This window comes from Amycolatopsis ponsaeliensis (assembly GCF_030182635.1).
In the GTDB taxonomy this organism is placed as follows: domain Bacteria; phylum Actinomycetota; class Actinomycetes; order Mycobacteriales; family Pseudonocardiaceae; genus Amycolatopsis; species Amycolatopsis ponsaeliensis.
On the sequence record NZ_JAPZLD010000024.1, the window covers coordinates 12,422 to 38,232 of the forward strand.

A 25,811-nucleotide genomic window follows, 5' to 3' on the forward strand; every position below is an offset into this window, starting at 1 on the left:
CTTCGTCGGGACTTACGCGGCGACCTGCTTGCGCTCGTCGCGCCGGGCCTTCGCCAGGCTCGCCACCGTGGTCACGGTGAGCACGACGATGATGACCCCGAGGGAGACCCAGTTGTTGATGTCCAGCCAATCCGGCACGACGTGGTACTCGTGCAGGGCGTGCAGGAACAGTTTCGCGCCGATGAAGGCGAGGATCACCGCGAGGCCGTAGGTCAGGTAGACCAGCTTCGTCACCAGGCCGCCGAGCAGGAAGTACAGCTGCCGCAGGCCCATCAGCGCGAACGCGTTGGCCGTGAAGACGAGGAACGCCTCCTGGGTGATGCCGAAGATCGCCGGGATCGAGTCGACCGCGAAGAGCAGGTCCGCCGACCCGATGGCCACGATCACCAGCAGCATCGGCGTGATCATCCGCTTGCCGTTCAGCTTCACCGTGTAGTGGTGGCCGTGGTAGTCGTCGGTCACCGGGGCGAACTTGCGGACCTGCCGGGTGACGGCGTTCTCGTGGTACTCCTCGTCCTCGCCCTTGCCGCGCAGCATGCTGACCGCGGTCCAGACGAGGATCGCGCCGAAGAGGAAGAACACCCAGACGAACTGCGCGATCAGCGCGGCACCGATGGCGATGAAGACGCTGCGGAAGGCCAGCGCGAGCAGGATGCCGACCAGCAGCACGCGGTGCTGGTGGATGGCGGGCACCTTGAACGACGCCATGATGATCATGAAGATGAACAGGTTGTCGACGCTCAGCGAGTACTCGGTGATGTACCCGGTGAAGAACTCGACGCCCGGTTCGTGCCCGGCGAAGAGCCACACGCCCGCACCGAAGAGGACCGCGCAGGAGACGTAGAAGATCACCCAGCGAGCGGCTTCCCCCGTGGTCACTTCGTGCGGCTTGCGATCGACGATGACCAGGTCCAGCGCGATGAGCGCGAGCAGGCCACCGATCGTGGCGATCCACAGCCACAGGGGGACAGTCATGAAACCGAAACCTCCGGATAGTGCGCATGAGCAACTAACCGGAGGTCTCTTCCGCCGGTGAAAACACCGGCCGACGGTGCCGGGGGCGCAAGGCCACCGTGCTGACGACACCGCCGCGAAGGAATACTCCCCTCACAGCGCGTCCAGTTTGCCGGTTCTCCCCGGCCGAGCGCCAGCCGGAATCGCGCACGTCACCAGGTTGGTCCTGTAATTTCGGTCACCTCGGTCCACCAGGCGGTCTCGGGCGTGTGATCGATGTGAGCCGGTGAGGGCACTCTCAGGAAACTTCACATACGGTCACCTCGTGCCCCGACTCCCGCTCCCGCGCACCCGCGGAGCCCGCCTCACCGCGCTCGCCGCCGTCGTCGTGGTCCTGGCCGCCGGCGCGGTCTTCTGGATCACGCGCCCCGCCGCGCCCGCGACGGTGCCCACGCAGGACGCGCTGATCGACATGCCCGCCGCGCCCGGCTCGGCGGAGCAGGTCAAGATCGACACGACCACCTACCTGCCCGCCACCGTGCCCGCACCCGCGGTGCTGCTCGCGCACGGGTTCGGCGGGGACAAGAACAGCGTCGCCGACGACGCGCGCGAACTCGCGCGGAAGGGCTTCGTCGTCATGACGTGGTCCGCGCGCGGGTTCGGCAAGAGCACCGGCAAGATCGGGCTCAACGACCCGGACGGCGAGGTCGCCGACGCGAGCCGCCTGATCGACCGGCTCGTCGCGCAGCACCAGGTGACCACCGACGCCGGCGGCGACCCGAAGATCGCGGTCACCGGTGCCTCCTACGGCGGCGCGCTCTCGCTGCTGCTGGCCGGCACGGACAAGCGCGTCGACGCGATCGCCCCGGTGATCACCTACAACGACCTCGCGCAGGGCCTGGTCCCGAACACGGCCACGCCCGGCCTGCAGGCCTCGGGCACCCCGGCCGCCGGCGCCTTCGCGACCGACGGCGTGTTCAAGAAGAGCTGGGCCGGCATCTTCTTCTCGGCCGGCTCCGGCGCCGCTTCCAGCGGCTCGCCGTCGGCCGAGGCACCGGAAGCGGGACAGCAGACGGACGCCGGGTCCACCGGCGCCGCCGGAGCCGCCGCGGCGGCCGTCCCCGCCGTGCCCCCGGGAGCGGGCGGGGGTCGCCAGAGCGCGCCCGCCGACCCGTGCGGCCGGTTCACCGCCGCCGTCTGCCGCGCCTACACCGAACTCGGCACCACCGGGCAGGCGAGCCAGGCGAGCGTCGACCTGCTGCACCGCGTCTCCCCCGTCTCGGTGACGAGCAAGATCTCCGTCCCGACCCTGCTGGTCCAGGGCGAGAGCGACACCCTGTTCGGCCTCGACCAGTCCGACGCCACCGCGCGCCAGATCACCGCGGCGGGCGGCAAGGTGCGCACGATCTGGTACACCGGCGGCCACGACGGCGGCAAGCCCGGACCGCAGCTGCGCGGGAAGATCGCCGACTTCCTCTGGACGGCCGTCGACGGCGGCGACCCGGGCACCGGGTTCAGCTACGACGTCCAGGGCACGTTGCGCGCCAACGGAACGCCGTCGGTGCGCACGGTCAACGCGGCCACCTACCCCGGCCTGACCGGCCCGGCCACCGAGCGGCGGCTGCTGGCGATGAGCGGTCCCGCGCAGGCGATCGTGCGCCCGGCCGGGGCGAACCCCTCGGCGGTGAGCGGGATCCCCGGCCTCAACGGCGTCGCGAGCAGCACGTCCCGGCTGGGCGCGTTGTTCAGCAACGACCCGCCGGGCCAGGCCGCGCAGTTCACGACCGCGCCGGTGGACGGGCAGATCGTCGTCAGCGGCTCCTCGACCGTGCGGCTGCAGGTCGCCGCGGACCCCGCGCACCCGCAGCCGGACGCGGTGCTGTTCGCGAAGCTCTACGACGTCGGCCAGGACGGCTCGCGGGTGCTGCCGGCGAACGCGATCGCGCCGTTCCGGGTGAGCGGGCTGCCCGCCGACGGCACGCCGGTCGACGTCACCGTGACGCTGCCCGGCATCGTGCGGCCGATCGAGGGCGGGCACTCGCTGCGCCTGGTCGTCGGCACGACCGACCAGGCGTTCGCGACCCCGGCCGCGCCCGCGGTGTTCCGGGTCGCGCTGGCCGGTGGCACCGCTTTGGCCGTGCCGGTCGTCGCCGGGACGTCCGTCGGCTCGCCGGCCCCGGTCGGGCAGCTCGTCGGCATCGGCGTGACGCTGGCGATCGCCTTGGCCGTGGTGCTCTTCGCGGTGCTGCGCCGCCGCCGGGCCACCGACATCGATCCGGAACTGGCGACGACGCCGCTGGTCATCGAGGGGCTGCGCAAGGAGTACCCGGGCGGGTTCGTCGCGGTGAACGACCTGTCCTTCCGCGTCGAGCCGGGCCAGGTGCTCGGCCTGCTCGGGCCGAACGGCGCGGGCAAGACGACCACGCTGCGGATGCTGATGGGCCTGATCACGCCGACGAAGGGCCAAATCCGGGTCTTCGGGCACAAGATCACCGGCGGCGCGCCGGTGCTCTCGCGCATCGGCTCCTTCGTCGAAGGGTCCGGGTTCCTGCCGCACCTGTCCGGCCGGTCGAACCTCGAGCTGTACTGGGCGGCCACCGGACGGCCGGCGGACAAGGCGCACTTCGGCGAGGCGCTGGAGATCGCCGGGCTCGGCTCGGCGGTCGACCGCCGCGTGCGGACCTACAGCCAGGGCATGCGGCAGCGGCTGGCGATCGCGCAGGCGATGCTCGGCCTGCCGGAGCTCATGGTGCTCGACGAGCCGACCAACGGGCTCGACCCGCCCCAGATCCACCAGATGCGCGAGGTGCTGCAGCGCTACGCCGCGACCGGGCGCACCGTGGTGGTCTCCAGCCACCTGCTGGCCGAGGTCGAGCAGACCTGCACGCACGTCGTGGTCATGCACCGCGGCGCGCTGGTCGCGTCGGGCGAGGTCGGCGAGCTGGCCGCGGCCGGCGGCGAAGCGACGTTCCGGGTCGACGACCCGGCTGCGGCCGCGGCGGCGCTGAAGGCGGTCGGTGGAGTCACCGCGGTCGACGTGGACGGCGATCTGGTGCACGCCGATCTCGACGGGCTGCCGCGCGCCGAAGCCGTGGCGGCGCTGGTCCGCGCCGGTGTCGCGGTGGAGCAGGCCGGGCCGAGGCGCCGCCTGGAAGACGCGTTCCTGCAACTGGTCGGAGAAGAGTCGTGAGTGATTCAGGTGTGCACACCGACCCGCACGCGCTGGACGAGCTGAGCGACGTCGCGTCCCACGAGCACGCCGAGGTCGGGCCGGACGGCGCCGTCGCGGGGTACTCCGCGCGGCGGACGCTGCGGCTCGGCGTCGAGCTGCGCCGCCAGCTCAAGCGGCGGCGCACGCAGTTCCTGCTCGGGTTCGTCGCCCTCCTGCCGTTCATCCTGGTGATCGCGTTCGAGGCCGGGCAGTCGAACCCGAACCGGCGCAGCGGCGGGTTCGTCGACCTGGCCACGGCGTCCGCGCCGAACTTCGTCGTGCTGGCGCTGTTCGTGTCGGGGACGTTCCTGCTGCCGATGATCGTCGCGCTGTTCTTCGGCGACACGATCGCGAGCGAGGCGTCGTGGTCGAGCCTGAAGTACCTGCTGGCGATCCCGGTGCCGCGGCAGCGGGTGCTGCGCCAGAAGGCGATCGTGTCGGGGTTGCTGTCGGCGGCGGCGCTGGTGCTGCTGCCGCTGGTGTCCCTCGGCGTCGGGGTGCTCTGGTACGGCGCGGGCGACGCGATCAGCCCCACGGGCGACGCGGTGTCCTTCGGCGACAGCCTGCTGGCCATCGCACTGTCCACTGTGTACATCATCCTGCAGCTGGCCTGGGTGGCCGGGCTGGCGCTGGCCCTGAGCGTGTCGACGGACGCCCCGCTCGGCGCGGTCGGCGGCGCGGTGCTGGTGGCGATCCTATCGCAGATCCTCGACCAGATCACGGCGCTGGAGGGCCTGCGCAACTACCTGCCGACGCACTACGCGTTCTCGTGGATGGACCTGATCTCGACGGACGTCGACTGGACGAACCTGGCGAGCGGAATGCTGTCGGCGGTGCTCTACGGGACGGTGTTCTTCCTGTACGCGGGACGGCGGTTCGCCCGCAAGGACATCACGAGCTGACATGGCAGTCGAAGGGCATCACCCACCGGCACCGCTGGTGAAGGCGTTCAACATGGTGCTTCGCGCGCTGCTGCCGAGCCCGCTCGGGCGCGGGGTCCGCGAGTTCATGCTGCTCGCCTTCACCGGCCGCCGGTCCGGACGGCGCTACCGGATCCCGGTGACCGCGCACCGCGACGCCGGCGGGCTGTACGTGCTCACGCCCGCCGGCTGGCGGCTGAACTTCACCGGCGGCGCGGACGCCGACGTGACGTTCGCCGGGCGGACCACGCCGATGCGAGGTGTCCTCCTCGACGACGAGTCCGCCGTCGTGCGGCTCTACCTGGACCGGATCACCGAACTGGGGCCGCGCGCGGCGGCGCGGCAGATCGGCCTGAAGTTCCCGGCCGGCCGGCTGCCGACCCTCGACGAGGTCACCGAGCTGGTGCGGCGCGAGCACTTCGGCGTCGTCCGGTTGAGCGGCCGGACCTGAGCTTCTCGGGTACGGTCTGGCCGTGCCGATCACCCTGGACAGCCACCACGACGTCGCCGTGCTGCGGATCGATCACGGCAAGGCCAACACCCTCGACAGCGACTCCTGCCGCGAGCTGGTGCTCCGGTTGGAAGAGGCTTCGCAAGCCCGCGCCCTGGTGCTCACCGGCACCGGGCGCATCTTCTCCGCGGGCGTCGACCTCAAGCGGGTCCACGACGGCGGCGCGGCGTACGTGTCCGAGTTCCTGCCGCTGCTGTCGGACGCGCTGCTGGCCGTGTTCGGCTTCCCGCGTCCGGTGGTCGCCGCGCTGAACGGGCCCGCCATCGCCGGGGGTGCCGTGCTCGCCGCCGCGTGCGATCACCGCGTGCTCGGGTCCGGTGGCATCGGCGTGACCGAGCTGCTGGTCGGGGTGCCGTTCCCGCTGTCCGCGCTGGAGATCCTGCGCTGCGCCTACGGCACGGCGCCGCTGCCCGGGCTCACCTATTCGGGCGAGGTTCACGGCGGCCAGGACGCCCTGGCGCGCGGGCTGGTCGACGAGCTGGCGGACGACGTGCTCGAGCGGGCGCTGGCCGTCGCGGCCCGGCTCGGCGAACTGCCCGCCGAGGCGTTCGCGCACACCAAGGCCCAGATCCGCCAGCCCTTCCACGAGCGGATCGCCGAGTACCGCCACAGCGACGACCCCGAGGTCGAGCGGCTGTGGCGGTCACCCGCGGCGCTCGCCGCCGTCAAGTCCTATGTGGACAAGGTGCTTCGCTAGGCGGCGTGGACGCCGCTCTCGGCGAGGGCCTTGATGCCGTCGACCGTCTTCTGCATGTTGCCCTGCAGCTCGCCCAGCCGCATCGCGACGATCTCCTCCTCGTGCTCGGGCATCGAGCCGATGATCGTCGTCAGGTTGGACGGGCCGGGGCCGATCTGGGCCCACTGGCGCAGGATCGTGCCGTCGCCGTCGGGGACGAGCTCGAAGCGCCACGACGCGGCCGGGTTCGTCACGTCCATCACGGCCCACGCGAACAGCCGCCCGGGCTCGTAGCCGGTCACGGTCGAGACCGTCTCCCACTCCCCGGCGACCGGGTGGGAGTTGCGGCCGCGGAACCGCGCGCCCAGGCCGGGCTCGACGCCGTCGACCCAGCCGCCGCCCTGGAACTCGGTGGAGAACCGGGCCGGCAGGTCGATGTCCAGCAACCAGGACCAGACCTCGGCCGGCCCCGCGGCGATGCGGACTTCGACCTGCGTCGTAGGACAGTCGGAAACCTTCATGGCGGACCCCTCGCTCGATACCGGTGCCTACGGGTTCGGACCGTAACGTGGCGCTGATCACCCGGACAACTCGCACGATGCCCGCGGTCGCGCACGGCGGAGGACGCGCGCGCCACCCGCCGAAAGTCGGAACCTGACCGATTCTGCGCCCGGACAGCCGATTGCCGACCGCGGCCGGTTCTGTGAGGGTCCCACGGTGGGATCCGAAGCCGGGGAGGGTGCGTCCATGCGCAGACTGTTCACCGCTGTGGCGGCCGTGCTGATGGTGGTGGGCCTGGCGCCCGCCGCGAGCGCGGCGCCCGACATCACGACCGCGCTGGCGCGCATCCCCGGGCTCACGGTCGTCAAGGAGGACCCGGCGCCGGCCGGGTTCCGGTTCTTCGAGCTGACCTTCACCCAGCCCGCCGACCACCGCCACCCCGGCGCGGGCACCTTCCAGCAGCGGTTCACCCTGCTGCACCGCGACTTCGCCGCGCCGACGGTCGCCTTCACCAGCGGCTACAACGTCAGCACCGCGCCGAACCGGTCGGAGCCGACGCAGATCGTCGACGGCAACCAGCTGTCGATGGAGTACCGCTACTTCACGCCGTCGCGGCCCCAGCCGGAGAACTGGGCGAAGCAGCTGACGATCTGGCAGGCCGCCGCGGACGAGCACCGCGCGGTGCAGGCGTTCAAGGCGATCTACCCGGGCAAGTGGCTGGCCACCGGCGGCAGCAAGGGCGGCATGACCGCGACGTACTTCCGGCGCTTCTTCCCCGGCGACGTCGACGCGACGATCCCCTACGTCGCACCCAACGACGTCATCGACCCCGTCGACGTCTACAACCGGTTCCTCTCCCGCGTCGGCAACGACCCGGGCTGCCGGGACGCGCTGAAGGCGATCCAGCGTGACGCGCTGAAGCGGCGTGCCGAGCTGGGTGTGATCGCGGCGGCGGACGCGGCGAAACGCGGGCTGACGTTCTCGATCGTCGGCTCGGCCGACAAGTCCCTCGAGATCTCGGTGATCGACTCGTACTTCGCCTTCTGGCAGTACCAGAAGCAGGCGGACTGCGCGACGGTGCCCGCGGCGGGAGCGCCCGCGGCCGACGTCTACGCCTGGTACGAAAAGGTGGAAAGCCTCAACACCTACTCCGACCAGGACCTCGAGCCGTTCATCCCGTACTACTACCAGGCGGCCGCGCAGCTGGGCTCGCCCGAGGCGTACGACGGTTACCTGCGTGACCTGCTCCGCTACCCGGGCGCCGACCAGCCGAAGACGTTCGTGCCCGCGTCGGTCAAGATCCCGCGGTTCGACTACCCGGCGATGCCGGACATCGACTTCTGGGTGAAGTCCCACGGCACCCGGCTGCTGTTCGTGTACGGCTCGAACGACCCGTGGGGCGCCGAGCCGTTCGAGCTGGGCTTCGGCAGCCGCGACTCGTACCGCTACTACGTGCCGGGCGGCAACCACGGGTCGAAGATCGCGCAGTTGCCCGCGGCCGACGCCGCCGCGGCGACGGCGACGGTCCGGCGCTGGGCGGGGTTGCCTGCCGCGTCATCTCTGACCGCTCGCAGCGCGCCGGCCGGGTTCCCGGACTTCGACGCCGACCTCACCCTGGCGGCGCGGCCACCGCTGTGACTTTCCTCAGGCCGGGCGTAGTCTCACGGCACCTTGACGGCCCGGCCTGAGGAGGCGGCATGCCTCGTCCCGTCCACTTCGAGATCCACGCGGGCGACCCCGAACGCGCGGTGGCTTTCTACACGGCGGTGTTCGGCTGGAAGTTCGAACGCTGGGGCGACATCCCGTACTGGGTGATCACGACCGGCGAAGGCAACGGCATCGACGGCGGGCTGGTCCCCCGCGTCGGCCCGGCCCCCGAGGACTCGGCGCCGGTGCACGGTTTCGTGAACACGATCGCCGTCACCGACCTCGACCACGCGCTCGACGCGGTGAACGAGGCGGGCGGATCGCTGGCGCTGCCGAAGAATCCGGTGCCAGGCGTCGGGTGGCTGGCGTACGTCAAGGACACCGAAGGCAACATCTTCGGCATGCTGCAGCCGGACTCGGAGGCACCGGCGCCGGGCTAGGGACGCTTCGCCTTCGGCAGCCTTCGGACGACGTCGTCGTAGGAGGCGTCGATGAGCTCTTCGAGTTCCGCGTCGGGGACAGCGGCGCCGAGTTCGACGCGGTTCCAGCCGTAGCGGCCGAGGTAGTCCATGACGGTGACGGAGTCCGGGTACCGTCCCCGGATTTCGGCGGCTTCTTCTTTGGTGGCCCCGCATTTGACGGCGACACTGCCGGGCTCGTCCTGCCCGATGAAGGCGAACCCCTTGCCGCCGACCTTCGCGACGAGCACGTGGTCGCCGAAGGGGTAGGTCTCCTCGGCCCCGGCCTTGCCGAGGCAGTACGCGACGACGGCTTCGACGTTCACGACTCGAGCTTGACGAGTTCGAGGTCCGTCTGCGGGAAGTCATTACCGATGCAGAGCAACGGTTCCCTGGCTATCTTGGCCGTGGCGTAGGTGTAGCAGTCCCCCATGTTGAGCTTTGCCGGATGATGCCCTTTCCCGTATTGGCCGAACGCGTCGATGGCGACCTCCGCGTGCTGCTCGGTGAACGGCACGGCGGCGATGTGGTTGTCCTGCAAGAACCTCGCCAGTACGAGCCGGCCCCGTCCGCCCAGTCTCGTGGTCAGGACGATGCCGACCTCGACCAGGGTCGGCGCTCCGATCTTGGCGTCACTCGCTTCGGCGAGGCGTTCCTCCAGTAGCTCGTGGTCCGGTTCGCGGCGAAGAATCGCGACGATCGCCGAGCTGTCGATGATCACACGCCCTCCGGCCCGAAGCCGAGGATCTCTTCCCATTCGTCCTTGGGGATCGGCTTCCCCAGCTCCTCGGGCGGGATCAAGGGCCAGATCTCCTCCTCCAAAACCCGTCGCATCCGCTTCAGCCGCTCTTCGGCGTTTTCCTGCTTACGGAGTTGGTCACGCCGCAAACGCAGTGCCTCCCGGACGGCACCGGTCTTGGTGTCGCCCGTCAACTCGGCGACCTCGGCGGCCAGCCGCTCGGTCTCCGGGTCCTTGATATTCATCGCCATGGTGTAATGGTACTGGCGATGGTGTAATAATTCCATTCCTCCCCCCTCGGCCGGGCCGCTACTTGATGCCGGCCGCGTCCATTCCGCGCAGCTCCTTCTTCAGGTCCTGGATCTCGTCGCGCAGGCGGGCGGCCAGCTCGAACTGCAGGTCGCGCGCTGCCTGCATCATCTGGTCCGTCATCTGCTGGATCAGGTCCGCCAGCTGGGCGCGCGGCATCGCCGACACGTCCTTGTCCACCAGCATCCCCGAGCTGCGCACCCGGTCGCCCTGCTCCGGCTTCTTGCCGCGGGAGGAGTTGCGGCCTGAGCCGCCCACCGAGACCTGCTCCGTGTCCTCCGCCTCGCTGTAGACCCGGTCGAGGATGTCCGCGATCTTCTTCCGCAGCGGCTGCGGGTCGACGCCTCGCTCCACGTTGTAGGCGACCTGCTTCTCGCGACGGCGGTCCGTCTCCTCGATCGCGTGCCGCATCGAGTCGGTGATCTTGTCCGCGTACATGTGGACCTCGCCCGAGACGTTTCGCGCCGCACGGCCGATCGTCTGGATCAGGGACGTCCCGCTCCGGAGGAAGCCCTCCTTGTCCGCGTCGAGGATCGCCACCAGCGACACCTCCGGCAGGTCGAGACCCTCGCGCAGCAGGTTGATGCCGACCAGCACGTCGAAGTCGCCCGCCCGCAGCTGCCGCAGCAGCTCCACCCGGCGCAGCGTGTCGACCTCCGAGTGCAGGTACCGCACCCGGATGCCCAGCTCCAGCAGGTAGTCCGTCAGGTCCTCGGACATCTTCTTCGTCAGCGTGGTGACCAGGACGCGCTCGTCCTTGTCGGCGCGCTCGCGGATCTCGTGCACCAGGTCGTCGATCTGGCCCTCGGTCGGCTTCACGACCACCTTCGGGTCGACCAGGCCGGTCGGCCGGATGACCTGCTCGACGAACTCGCCGCCCGCCTGGCCCATCTCGTACGGCCCCGGCGTCGCCGACAGGTACACCGTCTGCCCGATCCGGTCGGAGAACTCCTCCCAGGTCAGCGGCCGGTTGTCGACCGCGCTCGGCAGCCGGAAGCCGTACTCCACCAGGTTGCGCTTGCGGGACATGTCACCCTCGTACATGCCGCCGATCTGCGGGACCGTCTGGTGCGACTCGTCGATCACCAGCAGGAAGTCGTCCGGGAAGTAGTCGATCAGCGTCGCCGGCGCGGTGCCCGCCCCGCGGCCGTCGATGTGGCGCGAGTAGTTCTCGATGCCGGAGCAGAACCCGACCTGCCGCATCATCTCGATGTCGTAGGCCGTGCGCATCCGCAGCCGCTGCGCCTCCAGCAGCTTGCCCGACTTCTCCAGCTCGGCCAGCCGGTCTTCGAGCTCCTTCTCGATGCCCTGGATCGCCTTTTCCATCCGCTCCGGGCCCGCGACGTAGTGCGTCGCCGGGAAGATCCGGACCTCGTCGACCTCCCGGACGATGTCCCCGGTCAGCGGGTGCAGGTAGTACAGCTTCTCGACCTCTTCGCCGAAGAACTCGACGCGGATCGCCAGCTCCTCGTACGCCGGGATGATCTCGACCGTGTCCCCGCGCGCCCGGAACGTGCCGCGCGCGAACGCGATGTCGTTGCGCGTGTACTGCACGTCCACCAGCGCCCGCAGGAAGACGTCCCGGTCGAGCTGCATGCCGACCTTCAGCATCGACGACCGGTCGAGGTAGGACTGCGGGGTGCCCAGGCCGTAGATGCAGGAGACGGAGGCGACCACGATGACGTCCCGCCGCGACAGCAGGTTCATCGTCGCCGAGTGCCGCAGCCGCTCGACGTCGTCGTTGATCGACGAGTCCTTCTCGATGTACGTGTCCGTCTGCGCGATGTACGCCTCGGGCTGGTAGTAGTCGTAGTAGCTGACGAAGTATTCGACCGCGTTGTGCGGGAAGAGCTCGCGCAGCTCGTTCGCCAGCTGCGCGGCCAGGGTCTTGTTCGGCGCCATCACCAGCGTCGGCCGCTGGACGCGCTCGATCAGCCACGCCGTCGTCGCCGACTTGCCGGTGCCGGTGGCGCCCAGCAGCACGACGTCCTTCTCGCCCGCCCTGACCCGGCGTTCGAGGTCGTCGATGGCCGCCGGCTGGTCACCGGCGGGCTGGTAGTCGCTGACCACCTCGAAGCGGCCGCCGGTCCGGGGGATCTCCGAGACCGGGCGGAAGTCGGACTGGGCGAGCACGGGGTGTTCGGTTGCGAAAGCCACGTCGACCAGAGTAAGCCGACCCACCGACAATTTCCGTCGGGCCTGGTCAGCGGGGCCGGAACACCGTGACGGAGGTGACTTCGCCGCCGGTCACGCCGCAGTGCAGGACGGCGCCGGGCACGGGCTCGTCCCCGAAGCACGAGACCAGCACCCGGTCGGGTCCGGTCGCCTGGACCTCGGTGCGCGGGAACTCCCCGAGCACCTCGGCGACCCCGGCCTCGGGAGCGGCCAGGTACGCCAGCACGACCTCGCGCGGCGACGGCGGCGGCGGGATCGGGAGGCCGTGGCCTTCGAAGAGGCGGTTCAGCTGGTCGGCGGCCGAAACCGCGCGCGGGAACCCGGCGAACGCCGCAGTCTGGACGACGACTTCGCAGACCTCGGCGGGCGAGAGTCCCGAGGCGAGGCCGGTGCGGAGGTGGACGCTCAGCGGCGGCCCGACCATCCCCGCCGCGACGATCGCCGCCAGGGTGGCTGCTTCCCGCGTCCGGGGGTCGAGGGCCGGGCGGTCGTGCAGGTGGCCGTAGACGGTACCGACCGCCAGCTCACCCAGTGCGGGGACGGTGGCGAACAACGCGTCGAGCCGCTTCGCGCCGTCCTCGACCAGCTCGGCGAAAGTCTCGCGGCCCCGGTCGTGCAGGTCGTCCATCGTCATCGTGGTCCCCTTCAGCAACTGCAGTCACAGCAGGAACAGCAGTCGCAGCAGCCACCGTCGCAGTCACAGCCGCCGCAGTCGCAACCGCCGTCGCAGCCCCCGGTCGTGTGCGGTTTCCCGCTCCACGGCCCAGGATAGGGATCGCGGCAGCAGAACTGACAGGTGCAGCACATGTAGGGAGTGAGTGCGCAGCCGAGGAAGAAGTTGCGCTTCTTCGGCGGGACGGCGAACTTCGGGTACCAGAGGCCGCCACCCTTGCCGTTGAGCGGCTCGGGTCCGCCGGAATCGCTTGGTCCGCCCGGGCCTCCAGGTCCGCCGGGCCCACCAGGGCCTCCCGGGCCACCGGGACCGCCTGGGCCACCAGGGCCTCCCGGGCCTCCCGGGCCGCCTGGCCCGCCGGGTCCGCCCGGACCCCGGCCGCCGGGCGCACCCGGCGGCGGAACCGGCCCCGGCGGCGGAAAGCCTTGCGGCCCACCGGCTCCCGGAGTGCCCGGGGGCTGGTGCGGGTACTGCTGAGGAGCCGGTCCCCGGCCGATCCAGCCCGGCGGCGGCTGCTGCGGATGCTGCGGCGGCGTGGGCCCGCGCCCGATCCACCCGGGCGGCGGCTGCTGCCCGGCGAGGCCACCCGGCCCCTGTTCGCCGGTTGCGAACGCCGAGCCGGCCCCGAAGCCCGAGCCGCCGTCGGCCGCCGAACCGCCACCGGATGCCGGGCCGTGCAGGAAGTCCGGGCCACCGGCCGCCCAACCACCACCGGGAGCCAAGCCCGAGCCGCTCCCGGCCGCCGAACCGGCGCCGGCCGGGCCGTGGACATGTGCCGAGCCGTGGCCGAAAGCACGCCGTACCGCTTGGCGGAGCTCGTGGACCAGCAGCGCGTGCACCAGCCCCGGCCGCGCGAACTCGGCTTCCCGCAACGCCAGTTCGACCCCGAGCACCGCGTCGTCGCACAGCCGCCGTGCCTCGTCCAGGGAAGTTCCGGTTGCCCGCAACGGGTTCCAAGCACCCGCGACCTCATCCGCCGCGTGGTCCTCGACCGCGTCCAGCAGGTGCGCCACCCGCCCGAACAGCCGGCCCGCCTCCGCCAGCGGGGCCACGTTGCCGGGCCGCCCGGCCAGCTCCGCCGTCCGCGCGAAAGCCGCGGACGTGGCCAGCTCCGCAGGCTCGGTCGCGAGGAGAGCCGAGTCACCGAGCCGCACAGAATGCTCCAGCGAACCCTGCCGGGAGACCGCCTCCACCAGCACCGACGTGTCGAACCCGACCCGGCCGCCGGTGCTGCTGCCCTGCGAAGCCCACCGGGCCGCGACCCGCCGCGCGGCCATCGCCACCGGACGCCGGCCGAACGCGCCGTCGCGGTCCTCGACGTGGTCGTCCACCTTCGCCGCCGCCAGCACCAGCGACACCGCCGCGGCGAGCTGGGCACCTTCGCCGCGCGCCACCGACGCCGCCCGCATCCCCCGCAAGGGGCACGGCCCGGCGTCCCGGCGCTGGTCGGCGCGGGGCGTCTGCGCCTCGACCAGCGCGGAAATGATCAGCCCGTCGTAGTTGGTGACGACGCGGGCCAGCTGACCGTGCTCGTCGCGCAGCGTGAGACACAGCCCGCACAGGTGCGCGAGCCAGTCCGCGTGCAGGCTTTCGGACAGCCGGTGCCGGCACGGCCTGATGATCCCGAACATCCCCAGTCCCCTCGGCTCCCCCTGATCGTCGGCGCACTTTAGCCCGAACGTGTGGCGCGCGCGTCGCGCGTACGCGATTCGTGACCTGCCCGGCAGGATGACCGCATGGCTGATCTGCACCCGCCGAAGGTCGAGATCTTCGACCCCGCCGAGCGCGCGAACATCGACCCGAAGGGCATCCGCCGGGAGGTCGAGGAATACCGCGAAGAGCCGTTCGGCCTGTACCTCGCGCGCCCCACCCCCGGCCGCGCCCAGTTCCACTACCTCGAGTCGTGGCTGGTGCCCGGGCTCGGCCTGCGGTTCACCGACTTCTGGTTCTCCCCCGGCCACGAACGCGACCAGGACTTCTACCTCGACGTCGTCCGCGTCCGCCGCGACGGCCCGCGCTGGGTCGCCACCGACCTCTACGTCGACCTGGTGCTCAAAGACAAGCTGTCGCTGCGGGTGATCGACACCGACGAGCTCCTCGAAGCCCACGCCGCCGGTCTCGTCAGCGCGGAAGATGCGCAGTTCGCGCTCGAGACCACCTACGCCGCGGTGGAAGGGCTGGCCGCCCAGGGCTACGACCTCGCCGCCTGGCTCTCCACGAAGGACATCGCGCTGACCTGGCGCCGGCACCCCTGAGCGCCGCCGCATCCTCCGAACGGGGGATGCGGCGCGGACCGTTCTGATGACGCGCCGACCCTGGCCCGCGCGGGACTCTCGATCCAGCGGAAGCGAATCGAGAAGGGGGACGGCGCCATGCCGGTCATCGAGGTCGAGCACCTCCACAAGCGGTACGGGGACAAGGTCGCGGTCGACGACGTGTCCTTCACCGTCGAGCGCGGCGAGATCTTCGGGATCCTCGGCCCGAACGGCGCGGGCAAGACCACCACCGTCGAGTGCCTGGAGGGCCTGCGGACGCCCGACGGCGGCCGGCTCGAGGTGCTGGGCCTCGACCCGCGCCGGGACCGGGCCGAGCTGCGCCAGCGGGTCGGCGTCCAGCTCCAGGAGGGCCGGCTGCAGGACAAGCTGCGGGTCGGCGAGCTGATCGACCTCTACGCCGCCTTCTACCGAACTCCCGCCGATCCGGAGCAGTTGCTCGCGACGCTCGGACTGGCCGAGCACCGCGACACCGCGTACAAGAAGCTCTCCGGCGGCCAGCAGCAGCGGCTGTCGATCGCGCTCGCGCTGGTCGGGAGCCCGGAGCTGGCGGTGCTCGACGAGCTGACCACCCGCCTCGACCCGCAGGCCCGCCGCGACACCTGGGACCTGATCGAGGCCGTGCGCGCCCAGGGCGTGACGATCCTGCTGGTCACGCACTTCATGGCCGAAGCCGAACGCCTCTGCGACCGGATCGCGGTGATCGACGCCGGCCGCGTCGTCGCGATCGACTCACCGGCCGGGCTGGTCGCGCGGGTGTCCGACGAGCAGGTCGTGCGGTTCCGGCCGTCGGCCCCGCTCGACCCCGGCGTCTTCGAGGCGCTGCAAGAGGTCCGGAAGGCCGAGCGGCACGGCGACCGTCTCGTGGTCAGCGGCGGCGGGAACGTGCTGCACGCGGTGACGTCGCTGCTCGCGCGGCTCGACGTGATCGCCGGAGACCTGCGCGTCGAGCAGGCCGGCCTCGACGACGCCTTCGTCGCGCTCACCGGCCACCGGCCGGAGTGAAGGGGGAACCATGTCCGTCCTGACCAAGCTGACCACCGCCGAGGCCAAGGTGTTCCTGCGCGACCCGGGCGCCCCGGCCGTCGTCGTCGGCATCCCGCTCGCGCTGCTGCTGGTGTTCGGGCTCATGCCCGGCGCGAACCAGCCGGACCCGAAGTACGGCGGCCACAGCGCCCTGGCCACCGTGATCGCGCCGATGGCCGTCACGATCCTGCTGGCCATGCTGGCACTGACGCTGTTCCCGAACGCGATGGCCACCTACCGCGAAAAGGGCCTGCTGAAACGGCTTTCCGCGAGTCCGGTGCCGCCGAGCCGGCTGCTCACCGCGCAGCTGCTGGTGAACCTGGCCGCGGCCGTCGTCGTGGTCCTGCTCATCGTGGGCGTCGGCGGGCTCGTGCTCGGCATCCCGCTCCCGGGCAACCCGGGTGGCTTCCTGCTCTCGATCGTCCTCGGCGCGCTGGCACTGTTCTCGGTCGGCCTCCTGGTGGCGGCCCTGGCGCCGACCGGTCGCGCGGCCAGCGGCATCGGCAGTGCCCTGTTCTTCCCGATGCTGGCGCTCGGCGGGGTCTGGGTGCCGAAGGAGCAGCTGCCGGTCTTCCTGCAGCACGTCGCCGACGTCCTGCCGCTCGGGGCGACGCTCAACGCGCTGCGTGCCACCTGGGCCGGCGACGCCCCGGAACTGCTGCAGCTCGGCGCGATGGTGGCCTTCGCCGTCGTCTGCACCACGATCGCGGTGCGGGTGTTCCGATGGGAGTGACGACCGCACCCGCGCCGGCCCGGGTCCGGCCGGTCGCGCCGGTCGCCGTCGCCGGGGTGGCGATCGTCGCGACGCTGATGGCGATCCCGTTGCTGCTGACGGCGAACCGGTACGGCTACTTCGGCGACGAGCTCTACTTCCTGGCCGCCGGACGGCACCTGGCGTGGGGATATGTCGACCAGCCGCCGCTGCTTCCCTTGCTGGCCAGGATCATGGACGAGATCGGGCCGTCGCCGTTCGTCCTGCGGATCCCCGCGATGCTGGCGATGCTCGGCGGCGTCGTGCTCACCGCGCTGATCGCGCGGGAGCTCGGCGGCGGTGCCAAGGCGCAGACGCTGGCCGCCGCGACTTTCGCCGTCTCGACGAACTTCCTGGCGGGCGGGCACTACCTCGCGACGTCCACAGTGGACCCGTTCCTGTGGACACTGCTGCTGTGGCTGCTCGTCCGGTGGCTGCGCACCCGCGCCGACGGCCTGCTCGCCTGGGCCGGCGTCGTGACGGCGGTCGCGCTCTACGCCAAGTTCCTCATCGGCGGGTTCTGGCTCGCCGCCGGGGTCGCGCTCCTCGTCTGCGGTCCCCGCGAACTGCTGCGCCGGCCCGCGTTGTGGCTCGGCGCCGCGATCGCCGTGGTGGCACTGGTACCGACGCTGATCTGGCAGGCCACGCACGGCTGGCCACAGCTGGGCATGGGCGCGGCGATCTCGCAGGAGGTCAGCGGGACCTGGGGCGGCCGGCTGACGTTCCTGCCGACGGCCCTGCTCACCGCCGGGCTCCCGGTGGGTGCGGTCCTGCTGGCTTACGGCCTCTGGCGGACGCTGCGCAGCCGTGAGCTGCGCTTCCTCGGCTGGACGACGCTGGCGCTGACTGTCGTGTTCCTGGCCGTGAACGGCCGGTTCTACTACGTCGCCGGGATGTACCCGCTCTGCTGGGCGGTGGCCGCGGTCGCGCTCGAACGCCGGGAGCCGGCGCGCTGGTGGCGGTGGATCGCGACCTGGCCCGGCTACGTGCTCGCGGTGGTGCTGGTGCTGCCCGTCGCGCTGCCGATCTGGCCGCGGGCGTGGCTGACCGAACACCCGTCGCTGCCGTCGCCGGTGTTCGCCTTCGCCGAAATCGGCTGGCCGGAAGCCGCCCGCTCGGTCGCCGACGCGTTCGCCCGGCTGCCCGGCCGGGACCACACGGCGGTGGTGACCGAGACGTACTGGGAAGCCAGTGCGCTCGACCGCTTCGGCCGTGATCCCGGCCTGCCCGAGCCGGCCAGCGGGAACCGGGGCTACGCGACACTCGTCGTGCCGTCCGAGGGCACGACGGACGTGCTGTTCGTCGGCGCGAACCCCCGGCCGCTGCTCGGGCACTTCGCCGACATAAGGCCGATCGGCACCGTGGACACCGGTGCCGCGAAGCCGAGCTACTTCGACGGTGTGCCGCTGTGGCTGGCGACCGGCCGGGCCGAGCCGTGGGCGGCGCTGTGGCCGAAGCTGGTGAACACCCACACGTGAGGCACGTGCCCGGCGTCACCATCCGCAAGGTGGCGTCGGGTGGCCCCCCGTAGGGTGCGGGAAGGACCGGCGCCGACCCAGGACAAGGAGCACGATGGACGCCGTAGCCACGGCCCCCGGCCAGGTGAAAGCCGAGCTCGCCCCCTTCGCCCGGCTGCCGGTCGTGCTGCTCGCGCTGGGCACGGCCACCGCGCTGCTGCTCACCGCCGGCCGCTACGGCTACTTCGGTGACGAGCTGTACTTCCTCGCCGCCGGGAAGCACCTGGCGTGGGGCTACGCCGACCAGCCGCCGCTCGTGCCGTTCCTGGCCTGGGCGATGGACACCCTCGCGCCCGGCTCGCTGGTCGTCTTCCGGCTGCCGGCGATCGCCGCCACCGCCGCCGGGGTGGTCGTCACCGCGCTGATCGCCCGGGAACTGGGCGGACGGCGCAAGGCGCAGGCACGCGCCGCGGCGGCGTACGCGATCTGCGGGCAGTTCGTCGGCAGCGGCCACTACCTCGCGACGTCGACGATCGACCCGCTGCTCTGGACGCTCGTGCTGTGGCTGCTGGTCCGCTGGGTCCGCACCCGGACCGACTCGCTCCTGGTGTGGCTCGGCGTGGTGACGGCCGTAGCGCTCAACGACAAGCTGCTCATCGGCGCGTTCTGGGTGGTGGCCGGGCTCGCGGTGCTCGTGTTCGGGCCGCGGGAGTTGCTGCGCCGCCCGAAGCTCTGGCTGGGCGCGCTGATCGCCGCCGTCTCACTGGTCCCCACTTTGCTGTGGCAGCGCGCGAACGGCTGGCCGCAGCTCGGCATGGGCGACGCGGTCGGCGCCGAAGTCGACGCGGCAGGCGGCCGCGAGAGCTTCGTCCCGAACCTGCTGGCCGGCGCCGGCTGGGTGATCGGCGCACTCGGCGTCCTCTACGGCGTGGCCGTGCTGCTCGGGAGCAAACAACTGCGGCCATACCGGTTCCTGGGCTGGACGGCGCTGGGTGTCGTCGCGGTGTTCCTGATCGCCAACGGGCGCTACTACTACGCCGCCGGGATGTTCGGCGTGCTGTGGGCCGCGTCCGCCGTCCACCTGGAGGGGCGCGAGCCCGCGCGGTGGTGGCGGTGGGTGCCGACCTGGCCGGTGTTCGTGCTGTCGGCCTTGTTCAGCCTGCCGTTCACGCTGCCGCTCTGGCCGGCGCATTGGCTGGCCGACCACCAGGGCGCGCCCCGGCCCGCCTACGCGGCCGAAGAGATCGGCTGGCCGGACCTCGCCGGCGACGTCGCGGCGCTGTACCGGACCGCGCCGCCGGGCACGGCCGTCGTCACCGGCGGCTACTGGCAGGCCGGTGCGCTCGACCGGTACGGGCCCGAGCACGGCCTGCCCGAGGCCCACAGCCCGAGCCGCGGCTTCTGGTACTTCGGCCGGCCTGCCGACGACGCCGACACGGTGCTCTTCGTCGGCTACGACCCGTCGAAGCTCGCGAAGTACTTCGCGTCCGCGCACATCGCTGGGCAGGTCGGGAACCGCCTGGGCGTCGCGAACGCGAGCGAGCACATGCCGGTCTGGCAGCTCACCGGCCGGACCGCGGACTGGGCGGCGATCTGGCCTCGGGTGAAGGACATGAGAGCGTGAGCTTCCGGGTCGGCTGGAACCGCCCGATGTGGCCGCTGGAGTCGGCGAAGGCCGCCACCGGCTGGCAGCCCCTGCTGAACCGGGTCGAGCGGTACCTGGGCGGTGGGTTGCTCGCCACCGCGACCCTGATCACCCTCGCCTTCGGCGGGCACGACGGCAGCTGGTGGGTGCTCACCGGCGCGCTGGTCGCCGCGACCGCGCTCTGGCTGCTCACCACGATCACCCTCCCGGTCCCGCGGGTGCGAGAGCACCCCGCGTTCGCCCTGCTGAGCTTCGCCGGCGTCATCGGGTTGGGCAGCGTCCTCGAATCCCGGGACGTCACGTTCGTGATCTTCATGATCTTCGCGTTCTTCTCCGCGATGCGGCTGCGGCCGACGTGGCTCGCCTTCGTCGCGCTCGCGGTGACCTCGCTGCTGATCAACACCCTCGGCAACGGCGGGCCGGTCCACGCGTTGCAGGCGAGACCGGGGATCTGGATCACGATCATCATCGTGCAGACCACGGCGATCGGGGGCGGCGGACTGCTGTCGGCGGCCGTCGCCCGGCAGAACGACGAACGCCGGCGCATGCTCGACGACCTCGCCGCGGCCCACGCGGAAAACGAAGGCCTGCAACGGCAACTGCTCAGCCAGGCTCGCGAAGCCGGGATCCTCGACGAGCGGCAGCGGCTGGCCCAGGAGATCCACGACACCCTGGCCCAGGGCTTCACCGGCATCATCACCCAGCTCGAAGCCGCCGCGCTGGCCGAGGACGAGCCCGCGGAACGGCAGCGGCACCTGGACTCCGCGGCCGCGCTGGCGCGGGAGAACCTCGTCGCCGCCCGGCGTTCGGTGCGCGCGCTGCACCCCGAACCCCTGGACACCGCGGCCCTGCCCGACGCGCTCGCCGGCGTCGCGACGCGGTGGAGCGGGCGGACCGGCGTGCCCGCCGCGTTCACCGCCACCGGCGACCCGCGGCCGCTGCACCCCGAGATCGAGTCGACCATCCTGCGGGTCACCCAGGAAGCTTTGTCCAATGTGGACAAGCATGCCGCGGCGGGCCGGGTCGGCCTCACGCTGTCCTACATGGACGACGAAGTGACCCTGGACGTCCGCGACGACGGCGCCGGGTTCACCCCCGGGCCCGGGCCCGGCTTCGGGCTGCCCGGCATGCGGCGGCGCGTCGAGCGGCTCGCCGGTACGCTCCACGTCGAGTCCGAACCCGGCGGCGGCACCGCGATCTCGGCCGTCCTGCCCGCCGTCCCGTCCGCGCCGGAGGCCTCACCATGACGATCACCGTGCTCATCGCCGACGACCACCCGATCGTCCGCGACGGGCTGCGCGGCATGTTCACCGGCCGCGGCTTCGAGGTCGTCGGCGAGGCGGCGAACGGTGCCGAGGCCGTCGCCATGGCCGAGCGGCTGCGCCCCGACGTCGTGCTGATGGACCTGCGGATGCCGGGCACCGACGGCGTCGCGGCGATCACCGAGCTGGCCCGGCTGGGCAACCCGGCGCGGGTCCTGGTGCTCACGACCTACGACACCGACTCCGACGTCCTGCCCGCCATCGAGGCCGGCGCGACGGGCTACCTGCTCAAGGATGCCCCGCGCGAGGACCTCTTCCGCGCCGTCGAGGCCGCCGCCCGCGGCGAGGCCGTGCTCTCCCCCGCGGTCGCCAGCCGGCTGATGGGCCGGATGCGCGAGCCGGTGCGGGAAACGCTGTCCCAGCGCGAGCTCGAGGTGCTCACCCTGGTCGCCCGCGGCTCGACGAACAAGGAAGCCGCGAAGAAGCTCTTCATCAGCGAAGCGACGGTCAAGACGCACCTGATCCACGTCTACGCGAAGCTCGGCGTGAAGGACCGCGCGGCGGCCGTCGCGGTCGCGTTCGAACGCGGGCTGCTGGGCTCCTAGAGCGTCCAGCCGGTGGTCGCGGCCCACTTCTCCGCGCGGGCGAACACACCGTTGACGAACTCCTGCTTTTCGTCGGCGTAGGCCGCGACGTTGCCGTCCTCGGCGTGCTCGCCGGCCAGCCGCAGCTTGACGTCGCGGTAGTCGTCCCGCTCGTCCGGGTTCGCGCGCAGGTAGTCGCGGAACAGCAGCGCGAGCCGCCACGCGGGCGTCTCGACGGACCGGACGTGCAGGTTCACCGGGCGCTTGGGGTCGCCGCCGACGTGCAGGCGCTTGGGCCACGTCCCGGTGCCGTCCACGGCGTCGTCGACCCAGTCACCCTCCAGGCGCGGGAACCCGGCGTCGGACAGCAGCTCCTTGAGCGTGTCCGCGTCGGCCAAGGTGGCCACCGTGAGCTGGAAGTCGAGGACGTCCTTGGCGGGCAGGCCGGGAACGGCGGTGGAGCCGATGTGGTCGGCGCGGCGGGCGAGCTCTCCGGCCGCGGCGCGGACCCGGGCGAGCACCCGCTCGGCCTGCGCCGGCCAGGTGAGGTCGTACTCGGCGATCTTCGGGGACACCGGCGGCCGCGGCCGGCGCAGCCGGACGTTCGCCTCGAACGGCACGAGCCGGTCGGCCCACAGCGCGTCGACGTCGGCGAGCACCGCGTCTTCGGCACCGCCGTTGTCCAGGAGTGCGTCGGCGACGGCGCGACGCTGCTCGTCGCTCGCCTGCGCCCGGATCCGGGCCCGCGCGTCGTCCTCGGCCATGCCCCGCGCCGTCACCAGCCGCCGGACCCGCACCTCGACCGGCGCGTCGACGACCACGACCAGGTGATACGCGGTCGCGAGGCCGCCTTCGACCAGCAGCGGGATATCGTGGACGACGACGGCGTCCGGCGCGGCGGCGGCCATCAGCTCCCCGGTGCGGGCACCGACCAGCGGGTGCACGATCGCGTTCAGCCGGCGCCGCGACTCGTCGTCGGCGAACGCCTTCGCGGCGAGCGCGGGCCGGTCGAGCGATCCGTCGGCGGCCAGGATCTCCTCGCCGAACTCCTCGACGAGCCGGGCGAGCCCCTCGGTCCCGGGTTCGACCACCTCGCGGGCGATCCGGTCGGAGTCGATCAGGACGGCACCGTGCTCCGCGAGGCGGTTCGCCACGGTCGACTTGCCGGCCCCGATTCCACCTGTCAGCCCCACGCGCAACATGCCGATCACCCTAGTCAGGCCGGGCGGACGGCCGGGTGGTGCGCCCATTCGTGTGACACGGTCGACTGGCCCGTAACTCAGGTAATCGTTTTCCGATACGACGGGCAGCGGGTCACCGGCCCGCCTGGTCAAGGGAGGGACCATGAGCATGGCGAAGATCAGCAGGGCGGCGGTCGTGTTACTGGGGCTGGGCGGGCTCGCTGTCGGGGCACCCCACGTGGTGCTGGCGAGGCAGGCCGAGCCGGCCGCTCGCTGCCTGTCCGGGGTCTACCGGATCCAGGTCCAGCCGTCCGGCACGCTGTACGCGATGAAGAGCGCGTGGATCCCGTTCCCCATGACGTGCCCGAAGGGCCAGGTCACGACCCCGCCCGCGTGACGGCGTAGTGAGTGCATACGAACGGGTGACCCGCAAGGCGATAGTGACGCGTGACTCAACCGATATCCGGACACGCCGTGTTGCTTGCTCACCTTCACCGGCCCGGCTGCGTACCGTGCGCGCGACAGGGTCGCCCACACGGAGGAACGATGGCGGACAGCAAGCACGCCGGGAGGCACCGGCTCGGCACGCCGGGGCTGGTGCACTGCATGGTCCACCGCACCGTGGCCCACGCGCTGGGGGACTACCGCCGGACGTGGCTCAGCACCCTGCTGATCCCGGCCAGGCACAGCTTCGCCGGACTCCGCCGCAAGGCCCGCGCGGCGGCCCTCGAACGCATTTGGGTCCCGGCGGTGGGCACGGCGACGGTGCGGCCACGAGCGGTGACCGCCCAGGCCGCCTGACGGCCCGGCGAGGCCGAGCCGGCTGTTCCTTGGCCGAGCCAAGGTCGCGTCACCCGGCGGCCGGTCTCGCAAAGGCCCAGCCGGCGAGTTCCGGTCGAGCCAACCCGCGCCGCCCGGCAGATACCTTCCCTCAGCGGCCGATCTCGCGCGTCTCGATCGCGATCTCCGAGGACAGCGTCCGGTGCACCGGGCACTTGTCGGCGATCAGCATGAGCTTCGCGCGCTGATCGTCGTCCAGGTCGCCCTCCAGCTCGATCTCGCGTGTGATCCGGCTCAGCATTCCGCGCTCGGTCTCGCACTTGGCGCAGTCCTCCGCGTGGATGCGGTCGTGGCGGAGCCGGATCGTCGCCCGGGTCAGCGGGATGCCCTTGCGGTTCGCGTACATCCGCAGCGTGATCGCCGTGCACGAACCGAGCGACGCGAGCAGCAGCTCGTACGGGTTCGGGCCGGCGTCGGCGCCCCCGACCTCGGCCGGTTCGTCGACGAGCAGCTCGTGGGTCGCCGTCGTGACCTGCTGCGTGTAGGTGCCGTCGCCGCTCGCGGTGACGACGACCGTGCCGGGCTCGGGGTGCTGCATCCGGGTCAGTCCTCCCAGGGTGAGTTCAAGATCGTGGTGACGAAGTCCGTGCGCCCGAAGCCTGGCACGAACCGGGCCAGGACATCGGCTTTGACGTTCCCGAAGGCCGTGTCGGGCCGGTCACGGAGGCCGTCGGTGAAGGCCGCGAGGATGCGCCGCTTGAAGTCCGGGCGCGGGTGCGCCGCCACGATCGCGGCCCGTTCCTCGGCGGGGAGGTCGTGGTAACCGATGCCGAGGACGTCGTACTCGACACCGGCCGTCACCAGCGCGACCTCGGGTTCCATGTGCTCGGGGATGCCCGGAGTGGTGTGCAGCGCGATAGCCGTCCAGGCGACCCGGGCGCGCTCGGCGTCGACGCCGTGGCCGAGCAGGAAGCGTCGGGCCTCGTCCGCGCCGTCGAGCTCGAAGCGGCGGTCGGTGCGGTGGCCGGCGACGAGCCCGAGGTCGTGGAACAGCGCCGCGACGTAGAGCAGCTCGGCGTCGAAGCCGAGGCCGCGGCGCCGGCCCTGGAGCGCGCCGAACAGGTAGACGCGGGCGGAGTGGTCGTACAGGAGCGGGCCCGCGGTGTCGCGGACGTACTCGGCGGCTTCGCGGGCGAGTGCGGAATCGGGGATTTCGATGCTCATGACGCCGACGATGCCCGCCCGCGCGATGCTCGGACATGCGTCCAGCGGACGGGAATCCCGCACATCCGGACATCGGGCGCATTCCCAAGACGCTCCGGATATCGTATCTTCTGCTGCGGGTGGGTCACCCGGACGTCGTTGTGCGCGAAGGGGGTGCGCCGTGGCCACCAGGCACCTGTCGATGCGCCCCGCCGAGCAGGGCAACCGCGAGCGCTTCCTGGACGCGGCGCTGGCGGTGCTGTTCGACCGCGGCGTCACGGGACTGACGGTGCGCGGCGTGGCCGAGGCGGCCGGCGCGTCGACGATCTCGGTGTACGCCCGCTTCGGCGGCCGCGCGGGCCTGCTCGACGCGCTGTACGAGCGCACGTTCGACTCGCTGCGGGAGCTGCTGGAGGGGCTGCCGCCGTCGGGCCCGGACGGGGTCGCGGACCTGCTGCACCTGGCGCTCGAGTACCGGCTGTTCGCCCGGGAGAGCCCGGTCCGCTACGCGCTGATGTTCGAGCGCCCGGTACCGCGGTTCGACCCCGACCCGGCGCTGCGGTCGGCGGTCGTGCGGACGACGTTCGCCCTGTTCATCGCCCGGGTCCAGCGGGTGTGCCCACCGGAAGCGGACGCCCGCGAGGCGGCGTACCAGCTGTGGACGGCGATGCACGGCCTGGTCGGGGCGGAGCTGATGCTGGCTTCGCGGACACCGCTGCCGGACTGGTTCATCCCGCCGACCGAGGAGGCGAACGAGCGGATGTACCGCCGGGGAGTCACCGCGATGATGACCGGCTTGGACCTGCGCAACCGCTGAGGCGGCTGGAAGTTCGGCCGCTTGGCCACGCACCCGATGCGGCATCGGGTCGCTCGGG

At 71.9% G+C, this 25,811-nt stretch carries 27 protein-coding genes; 16 read left to right on the plus strand and 11 right to left on the minus strand.

What is annotated here, in order from left to right:
- Positions 1 to 12: 12 nt before the first annotated feature.
- The gene (locus tag QQ657_RS31325; RefSeq protein ID WP_284745872.1) at positions 13 to 975 is read right to left on the minus strand and encodes a TerC family protein; all 963 of its coding nucleotides are present in this window, start codon (positions 973 to 975) and stop codon (positions 13 to 15) included.
- Between the two features lie 304 nt (positions 976 to 1,279).
- Here QQ657_RS31325 and QQ657_RS31330 point away from each other — a divergent pair, with 304 nt between their 5' ends.
- Genes QQ657_RS31330 through QQ657_RS31345 form a run of 4 tightly spaced genes read left to right on the plus strand, consistent with a single transcriptional unit; the run spans position 1,280 to position 6,293 of the window.
- On the plus strand, positions 1,280 to 4,144 hold the full coding sequence (locus QQ657_RS31330) for an alpha/beta fold hydrolase (RefSeq protein ID WP_284745873.1): 2,865 nt from the start codon (positions 1,280 to 1,282) through the stop codon (positions 4,142 to 4,144).
- Entirely contained in the window at positions 4,141 to 5,067 is a 927-nt protein-coding gene (locus QQ657_RS31335) for an ABC transporter permease (protein ID WP_284745874.1), read from the plus strand. Before QQ657_RS31330 ends, QQ657_RS31335 begins: the two co-directional genes overlap by 4 nt.
- A gap of 1 nt (position 5,068) precedes the next feature.
- Positions 5,069 to 5,536: a PNPOx family protein gene (locus QQ657_RS31340; RefSeq protein WP_284745875.1), complete on the plus strand. Its 468-nt coding sequence runs from the start codon at positions 5,069 to 5,071 to the stop codon at positions 5,534 to 5,536.
- Positions 5,537 to 5,558: 22 nt separating this feature from the next.
- Positions 5,559 to 6,293 carry an enoyl-CoA hydratase/isomerase family protein gene (locus QQ657_RS31345; protein ID WP_284745876.1) on the plus strand — a complete coding sequence of 245 codons (735 nt, stop codon included), beginning with the start codon at positions 5,559 to 5,561 and terminating at the stop codon, positions 6,291 to 6,293.
- Here QQ657_RS31345 and QQ657_RS31350 read toward each other — a convergent pair.
- Positions 6,290 to 6,793 carry an SRPBCC family protein gene (locus tag QQ657_RS31350; protein ID WP_284745877.1) on the minus strand — a complete coding sequence of 168 codons (504 nt, stop codon included), beginning with the start codon at positions 6,791 to 6,793 and terminating at the stop codon, positions 6,290 to 6,292. The genes QQ657_RS31345 and QQ657_RS31350 overlap by 4 nt on opposite strands.
- Before the next feature lie 226 nt (positions 6,794 to 7,019).
- Here QQ657_RS31350 and QQ657_RS31355 point away from each other — a divergent pair, with 226 nt between their 5' ends.
- Together QQ657_RS31355 and QQ657_RS31360 are read left to right on the plus strand one after the other, a co-directional pair.
- Complete coding sequence (locus QQ657_RS31355) at positions 7,020 to 8,411, plus strand: S28 family serine protease (protein ID WP_284745878.1); 1,392 nt, start codon at positions 7,020 to 7,022, stop codon at positions 8,409 to 8,411.
- A 59-nt stretch (positions 8,412 to 8,470) separates the two neighbouring features.
- A complete protein-coding gene (locus QQ657_RS31360; protein ID WP_284745879.1) occupies positions 8,471 to 8,860 on the plus strand; it encodes a VOC family protein in 390 nt (129 codons plus the stop codon).
- Here QQ657_RS31360 and QQ657_RS31365 read toward each other — a convergent pair.
- Genes QQ657_RS31365 through QQ657_RS31390 form a run of 6 tightly spaced genes read right to left on the minus strand, consistent with a single transcriptional unit; the run spans position 8,857 to position 14,405 of the window.
- A complete protein-coding gene (locus QQ657_RS31365; RefSeq protein WP_284745880.1) occupies positions 8,857 to 9,204 on the minus strand; it encodes an MmcQ/YjbR family DNA-binding protein in 348 nt (115 codons plus the stop codon). The two genes, QQ657_RS31360 and QQ657_RS31365, sit on opposite strands and share 4 nt — an antisense overlap.
- Positions 9,201 to 9,599 (minus strand): type II toxin-antitoxin system VapC family toxin, encoded by a 399-nt coding sequence (locus QQ657_RS31370; protein WP_284745881.1) that lies wholly within the window; start codon positions 9,597 to 9,599, stop codon positions 9,201 to 9,203. The genes QQ657_RS31365 and QQ657_RS31370 overlap by 4 nt, the downstream gene beginning before the upstream one ends.
- Positions 9,596 to 9,868, minus strand: a complete 273-nt coding sequence (locus QQ657_RS31375; RefSeq protein WP_284745882.1) for a type II toxin-antitoxin system VapB family antitoxin — start codon at positions 9,866 to 9,868, stop codon at positions 9,596 to 9,598. Before QQ657_RS31375 ends, QQ657_RS31370 begins: the two co-directional genes overlap by 4 nt.
- A gap of 58 nt (positions 9,869 to 9,926) precedes the next feature.
- Positions 9,927 to 12,083 (minus strand): excinuclease ABC subunit UvrB, encoded by a 2,157-nt coding sequence (uvrB, locus tag QQ657_RS31380; protein WP_284745883.1) that lies wholly within the window; start codon positions 12,081 to 12,083, stop codon positions 9,927 to 9,929.
- 46 nt (positions 12,084 to 12,129) lie between these two features.
- Positions 12,130 to 12,735, minus strand: a complete 606-nt coding sequence (locus QQ657_RS31385; RefSeq protein WP_284745884.1) for a carboxymuconolactone decarboxylase family protein — start codon at positions 12,733 to 12,735, stop codon at positions 12,130 to 12,132.
- Positions 12,736 to 12,746: 11 nt separating this feature from the next.
- The gene (locus QQ657_RS31390) at positions 12,747 to 14,405 is read right to left on the minus strand and encodes a DUF5685 family protein (RefSeq protein ID WP_284745885.1); all 1,659 of its coding nucleotides are present in this window, start codon (positions 14,403 to 14,405) and stop codon (positions 12,747 to 12,749) included.
- A gap of 105 nt (positions 14,406 to 14,510) precedes the next feature.
- Between QQ657_RS31390 and QQ657_RS31395 the strand changes: the two genes are divergently transcribed.
- The 7 genes from QQ657_RS31395 (at position 14,511) to QQ657_RS31425 (ending at position 21,793) form a co-directional block, all read left to right on the plus strand.
- Entirely contained in the window at positions 14,511 to 15,029 is a 519-nt protein-coding gene (locus QQ657_RS31395; protein ID WP_284745886.1) for a ribonuclease FAU-1 family protein, read from the plus strand.
- 117 nt (positions 15,030 to 15,146) lie between these two features.
- Positions 15,147 to 16,052, plus strand: a complete 906-nt coding sequence (locus tag QQ657_RS31400) for an ABC transporter ATP-binding protein (protein ID WP_284745887.1) — start codon at positions 15,147 to 15,149, stop codon at positions 16,050 to 16,052.
- 10 nt (positions 16,053 to 16,062) lie between these two features.
- Positions 16,063 to 16,806, plus strand: coding sequence for an ABC transporter permease (locus QQ657_RS31405; RefSeq protein WP_284745888.1), 744 nt, complete (start codon positions 16,063 to 16,065; stop codon positions 16,804 to 16,806).
- Positions 16,797 to 18,302: a glycosyltransferase family 39 protein gene (locus QQ657_RS31410; RefSeq protein ID WP_284745889.1), complete on the plus strand. Its 1,506-nt coding sequence runs from the start codon at positions 16,797 to 16,799 to the stop codon at positions 18,300 to 18,302. Before QQ657_RS31405 ends, QQ657_RS31410 begins: the two co-directional genes overlap by 10 nt.
- Positions 18,303 to 18,396: 94 nt before the next feature.
- A complete protein-coding gene (locus tag QQ657_RS31415) occupies positions 18,397 to 19,905 on the plus strand; it encodes an ArnT family glycosyltransferase (protein ID WP_284745890.1) in 1,509 nt (502 codons plus the stop codon).
- Positions 19,902 to 21,173 carry a sensor histidine kinase gene (locus QQ657_RS31420; protein WP_284745891.1) on the plus strand — a complete coding sequence of 424 codons (1,272 nt, stop codon included), beginning with the start codon at positions 19,902 to 19,904 and terminating at the stop codon, positions 21,171 to 21,173. The genes QQ657_RS31415 and QQ657_RS31420 overlap by 4 nt, the downstream gene beginning before the upstream one ends.
- On the plus strand, positions 21,170 to 21,793 hold the full coding sequence (locus tag QQ657_RS31425; protein WP_284745892.1) for a response regulator: 624 nt from the start codon (positions 21,170 to 21,172) through the stop codon (positions 21,791 to 21,793). The genes QQ657_RS31420 and QQ657_RS31425 overlap by 4 nt, the downstream gene beginning before the upstream one ends.
- Here the strand turns inward: QQ657_RS31425 and coaE are convergent.
- Positions 21,790 to 22,974 carry a dephospho-CoA kinase gene (gene coaE, locus QQ657_RS31430; protein WP_284745893.1) on the minus strand — a complete coding sequence of 395 codons (1,185 nt, stop codon included), beginning with the start codon at positions 22,972 to 22,974 and terminating at the stop codon, positions 21,790 to 21,792. The two genes, QQ657_RS31425 and coaE, sit on opposite strands and share 4 nt — an antisense overlap.
- Positions 22,975 to 23,116: 142 nt before the next feature.
- Between coaE and QQ657_RS31435 the strand changes: the two genes are divergently transcribed.
- Positions 23,117 to 23,350: a hypothetical protein gene (locus QQ657_RS31435; RefSeq protein ID WP_284745894.1), complete on the plus strand. Its 234-nt coding sequence runs from the start codon at positions 23,117 to 23,119 to the stop codon at positions 23,348 to 23,350.
- A 149-nt stretch (positions 23,351 to 23,499) separates the two neighbouring features.
- Positions 23,500 to 23,754, plus strand: a complete 255-nt coding sequence (locus tag QQ657_RS31440) for a hypothetical protein (RefSeq protein WP_284745895.1) — start codon at positions 23,500 to 23,502, stop codon at positions 23,752 to 23,754.
- Positions 23,755 to 23,884: 130 nt separating this feature from the next.
- Here QQ657_RS31440 and QQ657_RS31445 read toward each other — a convergent pair whose 3' ends face one another.
- Together QQ657_RS31445 and QQ657_RS31450 are read right to left on the minus strand one after the other, a co-directional pair.
- A complete protein-coding gene (locus tag QQ657_RS31445; protein ID WP_284745896.1) occupies positions 23,885 to 24,331 on the minus strand; it encodes an OsmC family protein in 447 nt (148 codons plus the stop codon).
- A 5-nt stretch (positions 24,332 to 24,336) separates the two neighbouring features.
- Entirely contained in the window at positions 24,337 to 24,957 is a 621-nt protein-coding gene (locus QQ657_RS31450; protein ID WP_284745897.1) for an HD domain-containing protein, read from the minus strand.
- Positions 24,958 to 25,138: 181 nt separating this feature from the next.
- Between QQ657_RS31450 and QQ657_RS31455 the strand changes: the two genes are divergently transcribed.
- Entirely contained in the window at positions 25,139 to 25,753 is a 615-nt protein-coding gene (locus tag QQ657_RS31455) for a TetR/AcrR family transcriptional regulator (protein ID WP_284746015.1), read from the plus strand.
- Positions 25,754 to 25,811: the final 58 nt, after the last annotated feature.